Here is a 16,801-nt window from a genome sequence, read left to right as displayed (position 1 = left end):
ACATCATAAGCAAGGGCATTTTTTATTGTAACGGTGCATCGATTTGCTTTTCCAATACCGCTACTTGTGCCATAAAGGTATCCCAATCCTGTGAGATGGTTACGTTTAGCCCTAGCCCTGCCTCGCGTAGCTTCTGTTGTAAATCTTCAAACTGTTTTTGATCGGTCTCTGTTATAGTCGCAAATTCATACAGTTTATCTGTGGGGTACTGTCTAAGCTTAGCCGAAAGCTTTTCTAACACTTCTCGGTCACTATTTGAAAGAGTATGGAGATATTGTCCGTTTTGGATACTAAGATACAAGCCATTTTGGACATCTCCTAATTTGGTCGTCACTAAGTGAGGCTCTGACCAGTTCTCCTCGTTTTGATGATGAATTAAACCTTCTAATTCAACGAGATTTCCCTGGACTTCTTCATAAAACAACTGTTCATTCGCAAAATTTGTTTCGATGATTCCCCAACCAACCACAAAAATCAATACGATGTTGATCCCAATCGAACCTCTACCAATGATTTTTTGTTTTTTGTTCAACCTAACCCCTCCCCGCTATTACCCACTTTATCAAAGAATTCTTTTACATAACAACTTAATCAAATAAATCCATGTCTCACTTTTTAACGAATATAAAGAAAGAATTATTTTTTCCTATTTATAGAAAGTCTTGCACATGTTATAATTATTCTAAATAAAATAAACAATCGAATACGAAATGGATGAAATGCGCTGCTATCGTTTTAGATGGCAGCTTTCGTGCTTTTTTAGGGGTAATGATTGTGATTATTCTTCTCAACTACATCGTTCAAAGGAGAAATGTGTATGGAAGCAAAAGTATCGATAAAACGTCAAACAAAAGAAAAGCGTCAATCCTCTTTCCTATCCAACCTTGTCACACACAGTGAGCTAATCGCTGCACTAACAAGTGGTGTACTCATTTTAATGGCTTGGCTACTATCAACGTCTGATCAAGGAACATTATCAGTAACATTCTTCGTACTGGCTTATGTGATTGGTGGGTTCGCTAAAGCAAAAGAGGGTATCGAAGAAACGATTGAAAACAAAGAGCTTAACGTTGAAATGCTTATGATTTTCGCGGCGATTGGAGCTGCGATTATTGGCTACTGGGCTGAAGGAGCCATGCTCATTTTCATTTTTGCATTAAGCGGAGCGTTAGAAACGTACACGATGAACAAAAGTAATCGTGAAATTACAGCTTTAATGGAAATGCAGCCGCAAGAAGCAACACGTATTATCAATGGCAACGAAGAAATCGTCTCGGTGACAGATTTACGCATTGGTGATCAAATTCTTGTAAAGCCAGGCGAACGTGTTCCATCGGATGGAACGATTGTCTCAGGACAAACAACCATTGATCAAGCAGCGATTACAGGTGAATCGGTTCCTGTTTTAAAACGAATAGGAATGGAAGTATTCGCAGGAACGGTGAACATGAAGGGTGCGATTACCGTTGAAATCACTAAAACGAGTGAAGAAACACTGTTTCAAAAAATCATTCAGCTCGTTCAAAGTGCTCAAAACGAAAAGTCTCCTTCTCAATTGTTTATCGAGAAATTCGAAGGTCTTTACGTAAAGCTTGTCTTAACCTTCGTTGCACTCATGATGTTTCTTCCACACTACGTACTCGGATGGAGCTGGACTGAAACGTTTTACCGCGCGATGATTTTACTCGTTGTTGCATCACCTTGTGCGCTTGTTGCATCGATTACACCAGCCTCTTTATCAGCCATTTCAAACGGTGCGCGAAAAGGCATGCTGTTTAAAGGCGGCGTTCATTTAGAGCGACTGGCTCACTTAAAAGCGATCGCTTTTGATAAAACAGGAACTCTCACAAAAGGAGCGCCTGAAGTAACGGATGTTATTGTCCGCTCTTCGATGAGTGAAGATGAGTTTTTAGTAAAAATCGGCTCAATTGAGCGACAATCAAATCATCCACTCGCACAAGCCATTGTTCACTATGTTCGCGGCGAGAAAGAACTTCAGCTCGTACAGCCCGATTCATTAGAGGATGTACCCGGCTGGGGTGTCATTGGGTCGGTTGGCAATCAATCATGGAAAATTGGAAAAGCTGATTTCGTTGGAAAAGAGCTTGTGGAACACTTTGAAGACAACGTGGCTGCAAAGCTTGCGGAAGAAGGAAAAACAATCGTCTACGCAAAAGACGACGAAGGTATTGTAGGTCTTATTGCATTAAAAGACATCGTGCGCGAAGAAGCCATTGCAGCAATTGAACAGTTAAAAGAGCTTGGTGTTTATACGATTATGCTAACAGGTGACAGCGAAAAAACAGCGGAAGCCATTTCAAAAGAAACACACGTAAATGACTACATTGCTGAATGTTTACCTGAAAACAAAGTGGAACACATTAAACACTTAAAAACAAAGTATGAGACTGTTTCAATGGTTGGAGATGGCATTAACGATGCACCTGCCCTTGCGACTTCTCACGTTGGGGTTGCGATGGGTGAAGGAACAGACGTCGCCCTTGAAACAGCCGATATCGTCTTAATGAAAAATGATTTATCACGTATTGCTGAAGCGGTAAAGCTGTCAAAGCGAATGAATCGCATTGTAAAACAAAACGTTATCTTCTCAATCAGCGTGATCGTGCTTTTAATTTGCTCCAACTTCCTGCAAATTTTAGATATGCCATTTGGTGTCATCGGTCACGAAGGAAGTACCATTTTAGTTATTTTAAATGGATTACGATTACTGAAATAGAAAAAAGACCCCGTTCTGATGTAGCGGGGTCTTTTTTATGCAACGCCTATATTCTAATGATAGCCGTTTTGTCCATTTTGGCTGTTGCTTGTTTTATGTTTTGGACTGCTCTTTTTGTTTTGCTTTGTGTTACTACCGTCTTTTTTCGTATGTTTTGTCATCGTGTACGCCTCCTTCCTTACACGATTAGTATGCTCTCAACCTTGACGAAACACCTTGCCAATATGTGTCTATGCTTCTCGCTTGCGACGCTCGTAAAACATCGCATTAACCTCGCCACCAATGACAATAATCATGCCTGAGAGATACAACCAAATAAGGAGAACAATAATACCACCTAGACTTCCATACGTAGCGGTATAGTTACTAAAATTATTCACGTAATAGGAAAAAGCGAGCGATGCCCCCATCCAACCAATGGTCGCAAACGCTGCTCCTTTTGCGACATTGCGTGCCAGTAAACGCTTGTTAGGTGCAAAATAATATAAAGCCATAAAAACAATAAATAAAATAAGAGAACTAATGATCCATCTAGATGCCGCCCATATAGCTAAAAACGTATCCGATAATCCAAACGTTGAAAACAAATACACGCCAATCATTTGACCAAATACAGGTAATAACAAGGCAACGATAATAATAAAGATCATCGCAAATGTTAATAAAATGGCCATCCCTCTAGCGACGATAAATGGTCGATTCTCTTCGACTTGATACGCACGATTAAACGCGCGCACAATTGCATTAATCCCGTTCGATGCCGACCAAACCGTCGCAATTAATCCAATAGATAAGAGCTCTCCGTTCTGCTGACCAACAACCGTAGTTAAATTGCTTTCAATAATGCTCATCGTTTGTTCTGGGGCAAATTCGTCAATCATTTGTAAAAGGTCTGGAACTTGAAGAGGTAAAAAGCCAATTAGTGTAATTAAGAAAATTAAAAATGGAAACATCGATAGTAAAAAATAATAAGCGAGCTCTGCCGATAAACTCGGAATTTCATCTCGCTGGATACGGGCTACTAGCTCTTTTCCAAATGACAACATCGATCGCTTCTTTACATCGTCCATACCTTCACCTCTCTTTTCAAGTTACTTTTCTTCGTGATCGTGCGGTGCTTTTGTTGTAAAGGCTTCCTTCGTGTCTTGAACAATCTCCATGACAGGTGGTGTGACTTCCTTTAACTGCTCCACTTTGCCAGCTAAAAATGCGACATCTTCTGACACCTGCTCAATTGTCGTACGTACATCCTCATACTTTTCCTTCAATGTAGCCGTCACCACGTCTGGATTTTGAAACGCAAACATCGTTTTATCCTTTAGTTTCTTTCCTCTTTCAATCGTATGCTCACGCGTTTCTCTATGTAGCATGGAGACCGCCGCGCCAACAAGTGCACCAATTAAAATACCATCGACTAATCTACTCTTCTTCGCCATTGTTTCACTCTCCTATTTGTTCATTGCCGTTATGCGTTCATCTTAAACATCTATCTTTTCTTTCACAATGTAATCAAGTAAGCGGCTACATCCTTCTGTCACAAGCTCATACACTTCATCAAAGTTACCGGTGAAATAAGGATCTGGTACGTCTTCTATCTTTGCTTTTGGGACAAAATCTAATAAACGACCCATGTATCCTGTTTTGTTAAACCCAGCTAATCGTCGCAAATTCCCCATGTTTTCAGCGTCCATTCCGATAATGTAATCAAACGCTGATAAATCTTCCATAATGACCTGTCTTGCTTTCATTCCTTCAAACGAAATGTTCTTTTCTGTTAAAATACCGCGCGTTCCTTCATGAGGAGGATGCCCAATGTGCCAATCTCCTGTTCCAGCAGAATCGACTTTAATTCGATCCGATAACCCTCGCTTTTCCACTAAATCACGAAACACCGCCTCTGCCATGGGCGAACGACAAATATTCCCTAAGCACACAAATAAGACCTTAATCATATTCTCGGCTCCTTTCTCTTTTTACAAACATTATACACCATAAGTTCATGAGACACTCCTCTTTCAACGAGTAGACATCGATTGAACAAATCGGGAAACGTTCTTTTCTTTAGCAAAAAACGTGTTACAATAAAAAAAACGAACGCGGAAGGATGAATGAAGTGGATTTATCAAAAAACACGCCAGAAAACATTGAATTTATGGTTAATGCCATTAGTGAAAAATTACGCATGCTGAACATTGGGGCAATCAAAGGCTCAGCTTTCGACGAAGAAACATATGAAGACTTAAAGTACCTGTATGACATGGTCATGAAAAAAGATTCATTCAGCCCAAGCGAAATGCAAGCAATCGCTGAAGAGCTAGGCTCACTGCGTAAACGTGTATAAGAATGTCTCTCCTCACATGTACAAGCTACATGTGAGTTTTTTTATAGTTAGACATGAACTCCTACCTCTCTAATGACCTTGATCGCTCTTCTGACACAGTTTATTTTACAGACACCAACCGAATCACCTCTCTGCTGCATATACTGTCTCTACTACAACACGAAATTCCTTCTTTTCTACATAAAGAGGATTGACGAATAGGTAGATCCCTTATAGAATATATCGCAATACTTAAAATAGTTTTCTCGTATAATCTTGGAAATAGGGTCCAAGAGTCTCTACCAAACTACCGTAAATAGTTGGACTACGAGAGTTGGACATTTTCATACCCTCTTTCTATCTTCAGGATGTTCTACTCTTTTTAGTCCTTTATTTCAACATAAAGGAGCGTTTCTGATGAATAAAACTTTTCTACAAAAACAAATTTCAGCTGCAAATAAACAAATCCCCGTTGATCTCGTCATTAAAAACGGAAAAATCATCGATGTGTTTACATTAAGCATCATGGAAGGCGACCTTGCCATTCACAACGGCCAAATTGTTGGCATCGGTGACTATGAAGGTGTCAAAACAATTGATGCAAAAGGAAAATACGTCTCTCCAACCTTTATTGATGGCCACGTTCATATTGAATCTTCGATGGTTACACCACGTGAATTTGCCAAGCTTGTTGTGCCTCATGGTGTCACAGCCGTCATCACAGATCCTCATGAAATTGCCAATGTCGCAGGCGCAGACGGCATTCAATTTATGCTTGATGATTCCGAAAATCTTCCTCTTGATGTGTTCGTCAATTTACCATCAAGTGTACCAGCGACGCCATTTGAGAATGCTGGAGCCATTTTACGAGCAGAAGATTTAGAAGCGTTCCTCTCACATCCACGCGTGCTTGGATTAGCAGAGGTCATGGACTTCCCATCTGTACGAGACGGGGCCGATGACATGCTTGATAAGCTCATGATGGCAAAGAAGCAAGGCCGCATCATTGACGGCCACGGCGCTGGCTTAGATGCGACAGGAATAAACATTTATCGCACCGCTGGCATCACAACCGATCATGAATGCATCAAAGTCGAAGAAGCGCTTGATCGCGTTAAACGCGGAATGTATGTCCTCATTCGCGAAGGCTCCGTTGCCAAAGATTTAAAGCAGCTTTTACCCGCTGTCACAGAACGAAACGCGCGCCGCTTCTTATTTTGCACCGATGACAAGCATTTAGACGACTTACTAACAGAAGGGTCCATTGACCACAACATTCGCTTAGCCATTCAAGAAGGACTTGACCCGCTCATTGCGATTCAAATGGCGTCGTTAAACGCCGCAGAGTGCTATGGATTAGAGGGCAAAGGCGCGATTGCACCAGGCTATGACGCTGATTTTGTGTTACTGAACGACCTTCACACGCTTCAGATTGACAGTGTGTATAAAGACGGAACGCTTGTGGCACAAAATCATCAGCTCATTTACGAAACAAAGGATCGTCAATCAGATGTGACTCCTTTATTGAATTCGGTTAAGCTACCTGCTTTAACAACAGACTCATTGCAGCTACCGATTTCAACTGGAAAAGCAAATATCATAGAGATTATCCCAAATAGCCTTGTCACGAATCATCTAATTGAACAAGTAGATACGCAAAACGGCTTCTTTCAGCCATCGATTCAACACGATCAATTAAAAATGGCAGTTATTGAGCGTCATCATTTGACGGGAAACATCGGGTTAGGGATTGTGAAAGGATTTGAATTAAAAAGCGGAGCAATTGCAACCACTATCGCGCACGACTCTCACAACATTGTGGCGGTCGGAACGAATGACGAAGACTTATTGCTTGCGGTTCAAACAATTCATGAAATTGGCGGCGGCATCGTGATCGTTAAAGAAGGACGCGTACTTCACTCACTACAGCTTTCCATTGGTGGCTTAATGGCCACTACATGTATGGAGGAGGTCAACGATACATTGACGCATGTACACGACGCATTACACGACCTTCATATAACCGATTCGTTCAATCCGTTATTAACTCTGTCCTTTTTAAGCTTACCGGTTATTCCAGCCTTAAAGTTAACGGATAAAGGATTATTTAACGTTCAAACGTTTGAACATATTTCTGTTGAAGCATAGGCTTATATTTTTACAGCCCATTCACATGCGCTTATAATAAAGGTGCTTATTTTCTAACTGAAAGCAGGTTGATGAAGTGGATACAATTACGCATACGTTGTTTGGGCTAGGCATTTATGGTGCCATCAATAAAGAACATTTATCAAAAAAAGAGAAGCGTGTTCTTCTTTTTACAACCATTGGCGCTAGCCAAATTCCTGATATTGATGTCATTTCACAGCTATGGGATACAGATGGTCGCTATCAAATGTGGCATCGAGGCATTACACACTCGATTTTTCTCACCCCTATTTGGGCGCTTCTCTTTTATCTCATAAGCTGGCTTCTTTTTGCATTCAAAAGTAAAACCATCTTTTTTACCGCTCTCATTGCAGTGATCATTCATAATACGAGTGATGTGTTTAATGCATGGGGCACGGGCTACTTAGAACCCTTTTCAACGGCACGCTTAACATTTGGTACAATTCCGATTATTGATTTTGTCATTTGGTTTGTTTTTATCATGGTGTTTCTTCTTTCACGAAAGAAAAAAGAGCAGCGCGTCAAAATATACCGAGTTGGGTGGGCCCTCATTGCGCTGCATATCTTTTTGCAGTCGGCACAAGGCTACATGCTTTATCACAAATATGACCAAAGCTACGAGCAGGTCGCTTTATCCGCAAGCTTTGTTCCGTGGAACTTTTCCGTCATTGCGAAATCAGGAAATCAAGTGAGCATTATTGATGAAACGATTTTTACAGAAGGGCGGATTAAAGAAGTGCTAACATCAAGCGATGACGCCAACCTTGATCAGTTATTTTCTAAAAATCCACGTGCCAAAACCCTTTACGAGTGGGCACCGTTTGTCGTGGTCGTAGAAGATGACCAAACGTACGGCATCTACGACCCCCGCTTCTATCGAAATGGCCAATCGTTTCTCTTTGAATACATGGAAAACGGGAAGATTGATCGGTAAAAATAGCCCCGCACATTCAATGTGCAGGGCTATTTTTATTTGTATGATTTAGAACCATTCGGGTTTCTTTTTCGATTTTTATAATAATTGTAGCCTTCTTTCATTAAAATCGGAAAAACAGCAACTAAAATGCGACGAATCAGTTTTCCCATTATTCCACACCTCTTATCACGTTTCTTACGTTTACTATACCCTAAATTTCAAAGCGAAAACATGCAAAAAAGCTCACCCCAAAAGGAGTGAGCTCATCATTTCATCGCAATTACTTCGTGATGAACATTTGAGTCCAGTGTGGCATTTCACCGTCTACATATCCAACACCGATGTGTGTAAAGTTTGGATTCATAATGTTTTTACGGTGACCGTCACTGTTCATCCAGCCGTCCATTACTTCTTCAGGTGTTTTTTGACCTTTTGCGATATTTTCACCTGCAGCTGTATATTCAATACCAAATTGCTTCATCATATCAAATGGAGAACCATACGTTGGTGAGTTGTGATCAAAATAGCCTTTTTCTTTCATGTCTTTTGATTTCTCACGTGCAACGTCGCTTAACTCTTTATCTAATTGTAATGGCTTTAAGCCTTGTTTTTCACGCTCTTGGTTCACTAATTGTACAACTTGTTGTTCGTACTCACTTACATCGCCAGCTTCAGCTTTTTGCTCTGTTTTTTCTGATTCTTGTGCTGGTTGAGCTTCAGCTTGCTGTGGAGCTTGTGCTTGCTCTTGTGGCTGTGCTTCAGCTTGCTTTTCTGGTGCTGGTGCTGGAGCTGCAGCTTGTGCTTTTTGTGGTGCTTGCGTTTGGACTTGAATGTTGAACTTCTTCATTAACTCATCGACGTTAATGTTTTGTGCTGCTTGTGCATCTTTAACCGTGATGTTTTTTGGTACATTGCAGTTTGGCGTTGCTGCACTTGCTTGTCCTGCTGTTAATAATCCAACTGATACGGCACCTGCGATTGCTGCTACACGAATTTTCTTATTCATAAAGTAAATTCCTCCTTGGATTTTGTGACCAATGGTCATTTTTTAGTTATGACTAGTAATCTATAAAAAACGAAACGTTAAATGTTCTTACTTCGTTGGGGCAGTTTGAGATAATTGATTAATTAATTGTTGTAAATCAAATTGTTGTACTTGCTGTACTTGTTCTTGCTGCCCTTGTTGTGGTGCTTGACCTACATGACAATTTGGAGTTGCTGCACTTGCTTGTCCTGCTGTTAACAATCCTAATGACACAGCACCTGCAATGGCTGCAACGCGGAATTTCTTTTTCATATGATAAATTCCTCCTCAGAAATGTTTAATTGTAAGTCTTACTATCGTTAGCAAAGCAACTCTGTGATTGCTGCGCTGTTTTGTAACGCATATTCATTGTGTCATGAAAACTGGCAGTCTATCAACCTTTTATCGCTACCAATATTCGCTATAATTTAGCTAAATTTAGTTTCAATATTTTTCTAGCACACTCAGACCTTGAGGCTGTAAGGCTAGCGAGAATGTCAAAAATGCAAACAAATGCTCCCGTAATCGAACTGTAATATGTATGTTATATAAGTCATCAAAAAAGACGCCTTAAAAAGGCTAGCGCCTCTTCAAAACGTCCTAATATATGGTCCTCTTACAACTTTATAGAAATTTTACCCTCGTAATGCTTCTGGAAATGTCGTTAAATCGATTCCCCACACCGCAGGCAGTACGAAAAAAATCATCAGAGTGATAAAGAGAATACAGAATATATTAATCCAAAAACCTGCTTTGACCATATCGCCAATTTTAATAAGTCCTGAACCAAACACAATCGCATTTGGTGGTGTCGCCACTGGCATCATAAACGCACAAGACGCTGCGACGCCACTTGCGATCATTAAGCTGTAAGGATGAACGTTAAGGGCTAGTGCTAATGATGCCATGATTGGGAACATCATCGTCGCCGTTGCCGTATTTGATGTTAGCTCGGTTAAGAAAATAACGAGGGCTGTTACCATTGCGACTACAATGATAAATTGCACGCCTTGTAAAATCGTCAGCTGCTCACCAATCCATGTTGCTAATCCTGTTTCTTTAAATCCAGCCGCAATCGCTAATCCTCCACCGAATAAAAGCAAAATGCCCCATGGAAGCTTTTTCGCATCCTCCCAAGCTAAAATACGCGTCTCTCCATTGTTTTTCGCCGGTAGTAAGAAAAGAAGAATCCCAGCAAAAATCGCAACCATCGTATCATCTAAGTTTGGAATGTACGTCGTTAAGATAAAGGTACGCGTAATCCAACAGAACGCTGTAAAGACAAAAACGACGAAAATAAGACGTTCTTCAAAGCCTGGTGCGCCTAATGCTTTCTTTTCTTTTTCAATGACTTGCTTTCCACCTGGTAGCTCTTTAATCTTTGTCGGGAATGCCACCTTTACTAAATAAAGCCACGTAGCTCCTAATAAAATAACGGCGAGTGGAACCCCAAACATCATCCACTTGGCAAATGAAATTTCAATTCCATACATCTGTTTCACGACAGACGCGAAAATCGTATTCGGTGGTGTTCCAATGAGTGTCCCTAATCCACCAATGGAAGCGCCGTAGGCAATTCCAAGCATAATCGCTTTACTAAAGTTCGTCGTCTGTTCTTTCGCATCACTCATTGAATCTTGTACTTGATAAATGACGGCGAGCGCAATTGGCATCATCATCATCGCGGTCGCTGTATTTGAAATCCACATGGACAAAAATCCAGTTGATACCATAAATCCTAAAATCAATCGCTCTGTACTTGTTCCCATCACAAGCAAGATGTTCATCGCAATTCGTTTATGCAAATTCCACTTTTCCATCGCAAGGGCAATCATAAATCCACCCATAAAGAGAAAAATGTTCGTATCCGCATACGCACTTGTAATCGTCCCCGCTGTTTCAACCGCCCCTGTTAACGGAAATAACACGATTGGTAATAACGAAGCCACCGGAATCGGAACTGCTTCTGTGATCCACCATGTCGCAATCCAAGCCGTACTCGCTAAGACCGCTAACGCTTCTTTTGACATACCTTCTGGACTTAAACCCAACAAAATGAATAAAAATAACCCAGGACCTAAAAACAAGCCCACCTTTTGCCTCGGCGTATAGTTTGGCTTTTTCTCTCTTTTTATAGAATTCAGCTCCCCTTTAGCCGAACCTACTGATGACGTCGGTGCATCGCTTGACAGTAATAACGTCTTCTTTGCTTGATGATGCATCCCCCACATCTTCCCCCATAACGACTGAGTAACCTCTCCCATACATTTCCCCCCTTGTGAATTTGTCTACTCATATGTTATCTGAAAATTGAAAACGTTGTCAATATAACTTGTATAATTATGTAAAAAATTGACGAAGCCGATGATGTACGATAAAAAGAAAAGCTCAAAGCCCATTCGGATAGGGCTCTGAGCTTTTTATATCGTAAATCTGTTCACGTTTTATGACACGCGCTTCTTTTTCACTCTTTCAATTCCTTCTTCATTTAACGCTTTATAGAGAGAGTACATCATTAAGACCATAATAATAGAAAATGGAAACGCTGCTGAAATTAAGGCATTTTGCAGAGCTTGTAGACCACCTGTATATAAAAGAATGGCTGCAATGGATGACTGCGCAATTCCCCATGTTAATTTCACACCTGATGATGGGTTTAATGAACCGTTTGTCGTTTGCATTCCTAATACAAATGTCGCAGAATCTGCTGATGTAATGAAGAATGTAGCGATTAATAGCATTCCGACAATGGATAACATCGTGCCAAGCGGAAGTTGAGCGAACGTCCCAAATAGCATCTCCTCTGTTGCTAGGTCCGCTAAGTTGGTCACGCCGTTTTGTTCCAAGTTAATACCTGTTGCACCGAACGCTGAAAACCATAAAAATCCGACTAAACAAGGTAGCAGTAACACACCTACTAAAAACTCACGAATCGTGCGTCCACGTGATACACGCGCAATAAAGATTCCAACAAACGGTGACCACGCAATCCACCAAGCCCAATAGAAAATAGTCCAACCGTTAATCCATTCTCTTGCTTCTGGTGAATTTGGTGCAATTCGAAAGCTCATCTGAGGTAAGTATTGCAAGTAAGCACCAATTGTATTTGTAAATGTATTTAAAATGTATTGCGTTGGACCGAGGAACAATACAAATAAAAAGAGAAGAGCTGTAATTGCCATGTTTGTATTACTTAAAATCTTAATCCCTTTATCTAACCCTGTTGAAGCTGAAATCATAAAGAGCACGGTCACCACGGCAATAATAATAAACTGAACGGTAAAGCTTGATGGAATGTCATATAAAAATGAAAGTCCACCATTGATTTGTGCCGCTCCAAATCCAAGTGTCGTCGCAACCCCTACAATGGTCGCAAATACGGCAATGACATCAATTGCTTTGCCTAGTCCACCTTTCATTCTATCTCCGAAAATAGGTGTAAGCGTAGCACTTACTAATCCAGGCGCACCTTTTCGAAATTTAAAGTAAGCTAAGCAAAGAGCAACTAATGCATAAATGGACCACGCATGAATACCCCAGTGGAAAAACGTAAAACGCATGGATTCACGAATGGCTGCAGCTGTCCCTTCCTCTGCTGTCGGTGCCCCAATTAAATAATGGTTAATCGGCTCGGCTACACCCCAGAACACAAGTCCAATCCCCATCCCTGCACTAAACAGCATGGAAAACCATGTTAAGGTCTTATATTCCGGTTTTTCATCTGGCTTCCCTAACCTTACATCGCCAAATTTTGAAAAGATAAGGTACAAACAAAAAATAACAAACACCGTCACAATAATAAGATAATACCAACCAAAACGATCAATAAGTCCTGCTTGCAAAGCAGCCGTATAAGCTTCTAATTGTTTTGGTAGCGCTGCTCCAAATGCAACCAGTATGGCGACAATTGTGAGCGTAACCCAAAACACGCTTGTAATTTGCTTCATAAAAACTCCCCTTTATGTATTTGTATTGTTTATAGGTTGTCCGAAAATAGAATGTTTCTTTCATGGACAACAAAAAGAAGGACCTCTTCATGTTAGAGGCCCCCTTCCTTTGTAACATTTATCGCTTACGATTTCAACAAATTCGCTGATTCTCGTATAAATGCTGGAAGATCATCTGGTGTACGGCTTGTGACTAATTGATTACCGCACACTACTACTTCTTTATCATGAAAGTTTGCGCCTGCATTTTTCAAATCAACCGCAATCGACTTGTAGCCTGTCACATCACGACCTTTTAGCGTTTCCGCTGTAATTAATAGCTGTGGACCGTGACAAATTGCCATCACCGGCTTTTTATCGTCCATAAATGCCTTTGTAAAACGAACAAAACGATCGTCTGCACGTAAAATATCCGGTGAAAATCCTCCTGGTAAAAACAATGCATCGAATTGTGAAGGATCTACCTCATCAATTCCCATGTCAATAGTCACCGTCGCTTCTCCTTGCTTTCCTTTTACGGTTTTCCCTTTATCACAATCAATCGCTGTAAGCTCATGTCCAGCTTCTTTCAATGCTTTCGCTGGTTCTGTGTACTCTGAGTCTTCAAACATATCCGTTATTAATACTGCAACTTTCTTACTCATTCTCACGTCACTCCTTACTCGATTTCTTGTACCTTTGTCCCATAAATAAAATACCCTGTCTGTCTATTTATAAACACTTTTACGCTCTAAAAAAGAAAAAAAGCAGGGCATAAATCCCTACTTTTTATCCTTTCGTTTTAAAATCCTTATAAATCCTCACAACAACTGGACTTAAAATAAAGAGCGCTAAAATATTTGGAAAGACCATTAACGCGTTAAAGGTATCCGCAAGCTCCCATACTAACGGAACATTAATCGTTGTTCCAACTACAATGAAAACAAGAACAAGCGCGCGATACGCGTTAATTCCTTTTTGACCAAATAAATATTTGACGTTCGTCTCACCAAAATAGTACCAGCCTAAAATGGTGGTAAATGCAAAGAAGAATAAGCAAATCGCAATGAATGGGTATCCAAAGTCACCTAGTCCACGTGTAAAGCTTTCTTGCGTTAACTGAATGCCTGTCATTCCTGATTCATAGGACTTTGTTATGATAATCACAAGTGCAGTAAGCGTACAAATGATGACTGTATCAATAATAACCGCCATGATCGCGACTAATCCTTGTTGAGCAGGATGCTTCACTTTCGCGACTGCGTGAGCATGAGGCGTTGACCCCATTCCTGCTTCGTTTGAGAACAAACCGCGCGAAACACCGTAACGAATGGCTTCTTTAATCGTTGCTCCGATAACACCACCTGTGGCTGCTTCTGGATTGAACGCTGCATAGAAAATCAGCTCAAATGCTGCCAGAACATCGGTAAAGTTAGCAAAGACAATGATTAAGCTTCCACCGATATAAAACAGCGCCATAAACGGCACAACTGTTGAAGCAATTTTTGCGATACGTTGAATTCCACCGAAAATGATAAATCCAATTAAAATAGCAACAATGATTCCAATGACCACTCTCGGTACATTAAATGTATCAAACGCCGCAGCAATGGAGTTCGATTGCACCATGTTTCCGACAAACCCGAGTGCAATGATAATGGAAACCGCAAAGAATACGGCTAACGCCTTGCTTCCGACTCCTTTTTGAATGTAATAAGCAGGTCCACCTACGACTTGGCCATCTTTTTCTTCCTTGTACTTTTGAGCAAGAACCGCTTCGGCAAAAATGGTGGCCATTCCTAAAAACGAGCTAATCCACATCCAAAAAATCGCACCTGGTCCACCTGCTGCAATCGCGGTTGCTACACCAGCTAAATTACCCGTTCCGACTTGAGCGGCAATCGACGTAGCAAGTGCCTGAAAAGAGGTAATCCCTCCGCCTTCTTCCTTTTCTTTCTTGTTAAACAATCCACCAAATGTGTGATAAAACGCTTGTTTTACCATCGTAATTTGGATGAATCGCAAGCGAAACGTATATAAAATCCCTGCTCCTAGTAAAAAAGCAAGCATAAATGGCCCCCATAAAAAGCCATTAATTTTATCAATTATTTGAAACAAATCCACTTTCAACCCTCACCTCATTAACGTATTCCTTCAAAAATTATTTTCTTATCATAACATAAGTCAGGACGAATTGACTGTAAAATAAAAATGAGAAATTATGGACGCCTTCACCGTGCATTGCTTTCATTTTGTGACCGTTTATACATGTCAGAAGTCTGACTTATCAAAATGATTATTATACAGAAGAAATGAAAAAAACACAAAATGAATCGTATCATTTTGTGTTGATCGAAAATTGTTGAAACGTTGTGTTTTTAGGGAGTGGATACACCTCTTTTCCAGCAATTGTCGCAATAATACGCTGATTACGCTGAACCGACAAGCCAAGATTTGTCGCCTCTGCGCCATGAGAATGATCTAGGTTCGTAAGGGTGAAGATGTGATGATCTCTTTCCTTCTTAAACGCAATCCGATAATCTCTCGTCACCTTAAAGCGCTTCTCATCTTCCCATTCCATGTCATCGCGCATCCGCTCGATCCATTCTGGGATATACGGCTTATACCCTGTCGCTAGAATCACTTTATCGGTTTCCACTTCAAACGTTTTATCCGTCTGATTTTGATAGCAACTGAGGGAATACGTGCCATCCTTTGGCTGCACACCCTTTACTTCGGTTGAAGCTTGAATCGTCACAGGTAAATGAGGAGTTGTAACCGAACGATGATACAGCAAATCGTAAATTTGCTGAAGGGTTGCTTTTTCAACTCCATTTCGTAACGGCCTTAATGAGTCTAACGTATTCATTCGCTCATCAAATGAAAGCGAGTGAAAATAATCAACATAATCCGGTGAAAACACTTCTTGCGCAATTTTTGATTCTTCTAATTGCTGAAAATGCGGCGACCGCGTAAACCAATTGAGATGATAACCGTAACGATCTTGCTCTTTCAGTAAATCATGAAACACTTCCGCTGCACTTTGACCAGAACCAACAACGGTAATCGTATTACCTTCTTTTATGCCTTCCTTCTTATCTAAATATGAACTCGTATGTAAAAGGTCATCATTTAACGCTTTTTCTAATTTACTCGGTACGAACGGTACACTTCCTGTTCCAAGAACAAGATGCTTCGCATAAAAAGTCGATACCTCTTCTGTCTCGATGTCCATTACGTTTACTTCGTAATACCCGTCGTCACCTTGATGATTGATCACATCGACTACTCGTTGTCCGAACCGACAAGACGCTAGTTGCTTCGATACCCACTTTGCATATTCATTGTATTCTTGGCGTGGAATATCAAATCGATTAAAGAAAAAGAATGCATACAATCGATTGTGTTTATGCGCATAATTTAAGAATGAGTACGGACTCGTTGGATCAGCAAACGTGACCAAATCTGCAATAAATGGTACTTGAAGGTCGGTTCCATCAATTAACATACCAGGATGCCATTCAAAATAAGGCTCTTTATCAAAAAACAACGCATCCACTTCCTCTACACCATCCAACAGCGCTGCGAGCCCCAAATTAAATGGACCAAGCCCGATTCCAATGACATCATATCTTTTGTTCTCCACCTTGCCACTTCCTTCTTCAAATGAGTTGTGTTTATTTTAAACGAAGCATGCCTCAAACATGCT

General features: G+C 40.7%; 15 protein-coding genes and 1 riboswitch. Of the genes, 4 read left to right on the top strand and 11 right to left on the bottom strand.

Features of this window, described 5'->3' with window-relative positions:
- Window positions 1–22: 22 nt before the first annotated feature.
- On the bottom strand, window positions 23–532 hold the full coding sequence (locus JOC83_RS15670; protein ID WP_205188325.1) for a hypothetical protein: 510 nt from the start codon (window positions 530–532) through the stop codon (window positions 23–25).
- 279 nt (window positions 533–811) lie between these two features.
- Between JOC83_RS15670 and JOC83_RS15665 the strand changes: the two genes are divergently transcribed.
- Window positions 812–2,737: a heavy metal translocating P-type ATPase gene (locus JOC83_RS15665; protein ID WP_378912620.1), complete on the top strand. Its 1,926-nt coding sequence runs from the start codon at window positions 812–814 to the stop codon at window positions 2,735–2,737.
- A 230-nt stretch (window positions 2,738–2,967) separates the two neighbouring features.
- Here JOC83_RS15665 and JOC83_RS15660 read toward each other — a convergent pair whose 3' ends face one another.
- From JOC83_RS15660 to JOC83_RS15650, 3 genes are read right to left on the bottom strand one after another with little or no spacing between them, the layout of a single operon-like run.
- A complete protein-coding gene (locus JOC83_RS15660) occupies window positions 2,968–3,807 on the bottom strand; it encodes a YihY/virulence factor BrkB family protein (RefSeq protein ID WP_239583576.1) in 840 nt (279 codons plus the stop codon).
- 21 nt (window positions 3,808–3,828) lie between these two features.
- A complete protein-coding gene (locus JOC83_RS15655; protein WP_205188323.1) occupies window positions 3,829–4,173 on the bottom strand; it encodes a YtxH domain-containing protein in 345 nt (114 codons plus the stop codon).
- A gap of 42 nt (window positions 4,174–4,215) precedes the next feature.
- Window positions 4,216–4,689 (bottom strand): low molecular weight protein-tyrosine-phosphatase, encoded by a 474-nt coding sequence (locus JOC83_RS15650; RefSeq protein ID WP_205188322.1) that lies wholly within the window; start codon window positions 4,687–4,689, stop codon window positions 4,216–4,218.
- 161 nt (window positions 4,690–4,850) lie between these two features.
- On the opposite strand from JOC83_RS15650, the gene JOC83_RS15645 reads away from it, so the two are divergent.
- The 3 genes from JOC83_RS15645 (at window position 4,851) to JOC83_RS15635 (ending at window position 8,160) form a co-directional block, all read left to right on the top strand.
- On the top strand, window positions 4,851–5,078 hold the full coding sequence (locus JOC83_RS15645; protein ID WP_205188321.1) for a DUF1128 family protein: 228 nt from the start codon (window positions 4,851–4,853) through the stop codon (window positions 5,076–5,078).
- A 225-nt stretch (window positions 5,079–5,303) separates the two neighbouring features.
- Window positions 5,304–5,405, top strand: a riboswitch (purine riboswitch).
- A 69-nt stretch (window positions 5,406–5,474) separates the two neighbouring features.
- Window positions 5,475–7,205, top strand: a complete 1,731-nt coding sequence (gene ade, locus JOC83_RS15640; protein ID WP_205188320.1) for an adenine deaminase — start codon at window positions 5,475–5,477, stop codon at window positions 7,203–7,205.
- A gap of 76 nt (window positions 7,206–7,281) precedes the next feature.
- Window positions 7,282–8,160 (top strand): metal-dependent hydrolase, encoded by an 879-nt coding sequence (locus tag JOC83_RS15635; RefSeq protein WP_205188319.1) that lies wholly within the window; start codon window positions 7,282–7,284, stop codon window positions 8,158–8,160.
- A 262-nt stretch (window positions 8,161–8,422) separates the two neighbouring features.
- Here JOC83_RS15635 and JOC83_RS15630 read toward each other — a convergent pair whose 3' ends face one another.
- The 7 genes from JOC83_RS15630 to JOC83_RS15600 all read right to left on the bottom strand — a co-directional run bounded on the left by JOC83_RS15630 (window position 8,423) and on the right by JOC83_RS15600 (window position 16,738).
- Window positions 8,423–9,148 carry a CAP domain-containing protein gene (locus JOC83_RS15630; RefSeq protein ID WP_205188318.1) on the bottom strand — a complete coding sequence of 242 codons (726 nt, stop codon included), beginning with the start codon at window positions 9,146–9,148 and terminating at the stop codon, window positions 8,423–8,425.
- A gap of 87 nt (window positions 9,149–9,235) precedes the next feature.
- Window positions 9,236–9,439, bottom strand: coding sequence for a hypothetical protein (locus JOC83_RS15625; RefSeq protein WP_205188459.1), 204 nt, complete (start codon window positions 9,437–9,439; stop codon window positions 9,236–9,238).
- A 362-nt stretch (window positions 9,440–9,801) separates the two neighbouring features.
- Entirely contained in the window at window positions 9,802–11,430 is a 1,629-nt protein-coding gene (locus JOC83_RS15620; protein ID WP_205188317.1) for an SLC13 family permease, read from the bottom strand.
- A 180-nt stretch (window positions 11,431–11,610) separates the two neighbouring features.
- A complete protein-coding gene (locus JOC83_RS15615) occupies window positions 11,611–13,113 on the bottom strand; it encodes a glycine betaine uptake BCCT transporter (RefSeq protein WP_205188316.1) in 1,503 nt (500 codons plus the stop codon).
- Window positions 13,114–13,238: 125 nt separating this feature from the next.
- Window positions 13,239–13,757, bottom strand: a complete 519-nt coding sequence (locus JOC83_RS15610) for a type 1 glutamine amidotransferase domain-containing protein (RefSeq protein ID WP_205188315.1) — start codon at window positions 13,755–13,757, stop codon at window positions 13,239–13,241.
- A 124-nt stretch (window positions 13,758–13,881) separates the two neighbouring features.
- Window positions 13,882–15,216 (bottom strand): amino acid carrier protein, encoded by a 1,335-nt coding sequence (locus JOC83_RS15605; RefSeq protein WP_205188314.1) that lies wholly within the window; start codon window positions 15,214–15,216, stop codon window positions 13,882–13,884.
- 214 nt (window positions 15,217–15,430) lie between these two features.
- Window positions 15,431–16,738, bottom strand: a complete 1,308-nt coding sequence (locus tag JOC83_RS15600; RefSeq protein ID WP_205188313.1) for a SidA/IucD/PvdA family monooxygenase — start codon at window positions 16,736–16,738, stop codon at window positions 15,431–15,433.
- Between the last annotated feature and the right edge of the window lie 63 nt (window positions 16,739–16,801).

The organism is Priestia iocasae, assembly GCF_016909075.1.
In the GTDB taxonomy this organism is placed as follows: Bacteria; Bacillota; Bacilli; order Bacillales; family Bacillaceae_H; genus Priestia; species Priestia iocasae.
The sequence above is the reverse complement of the archived record's forward strand: the minus strand, read 5'-3'. Positions and strand labels throughout refer to the sequence as shown.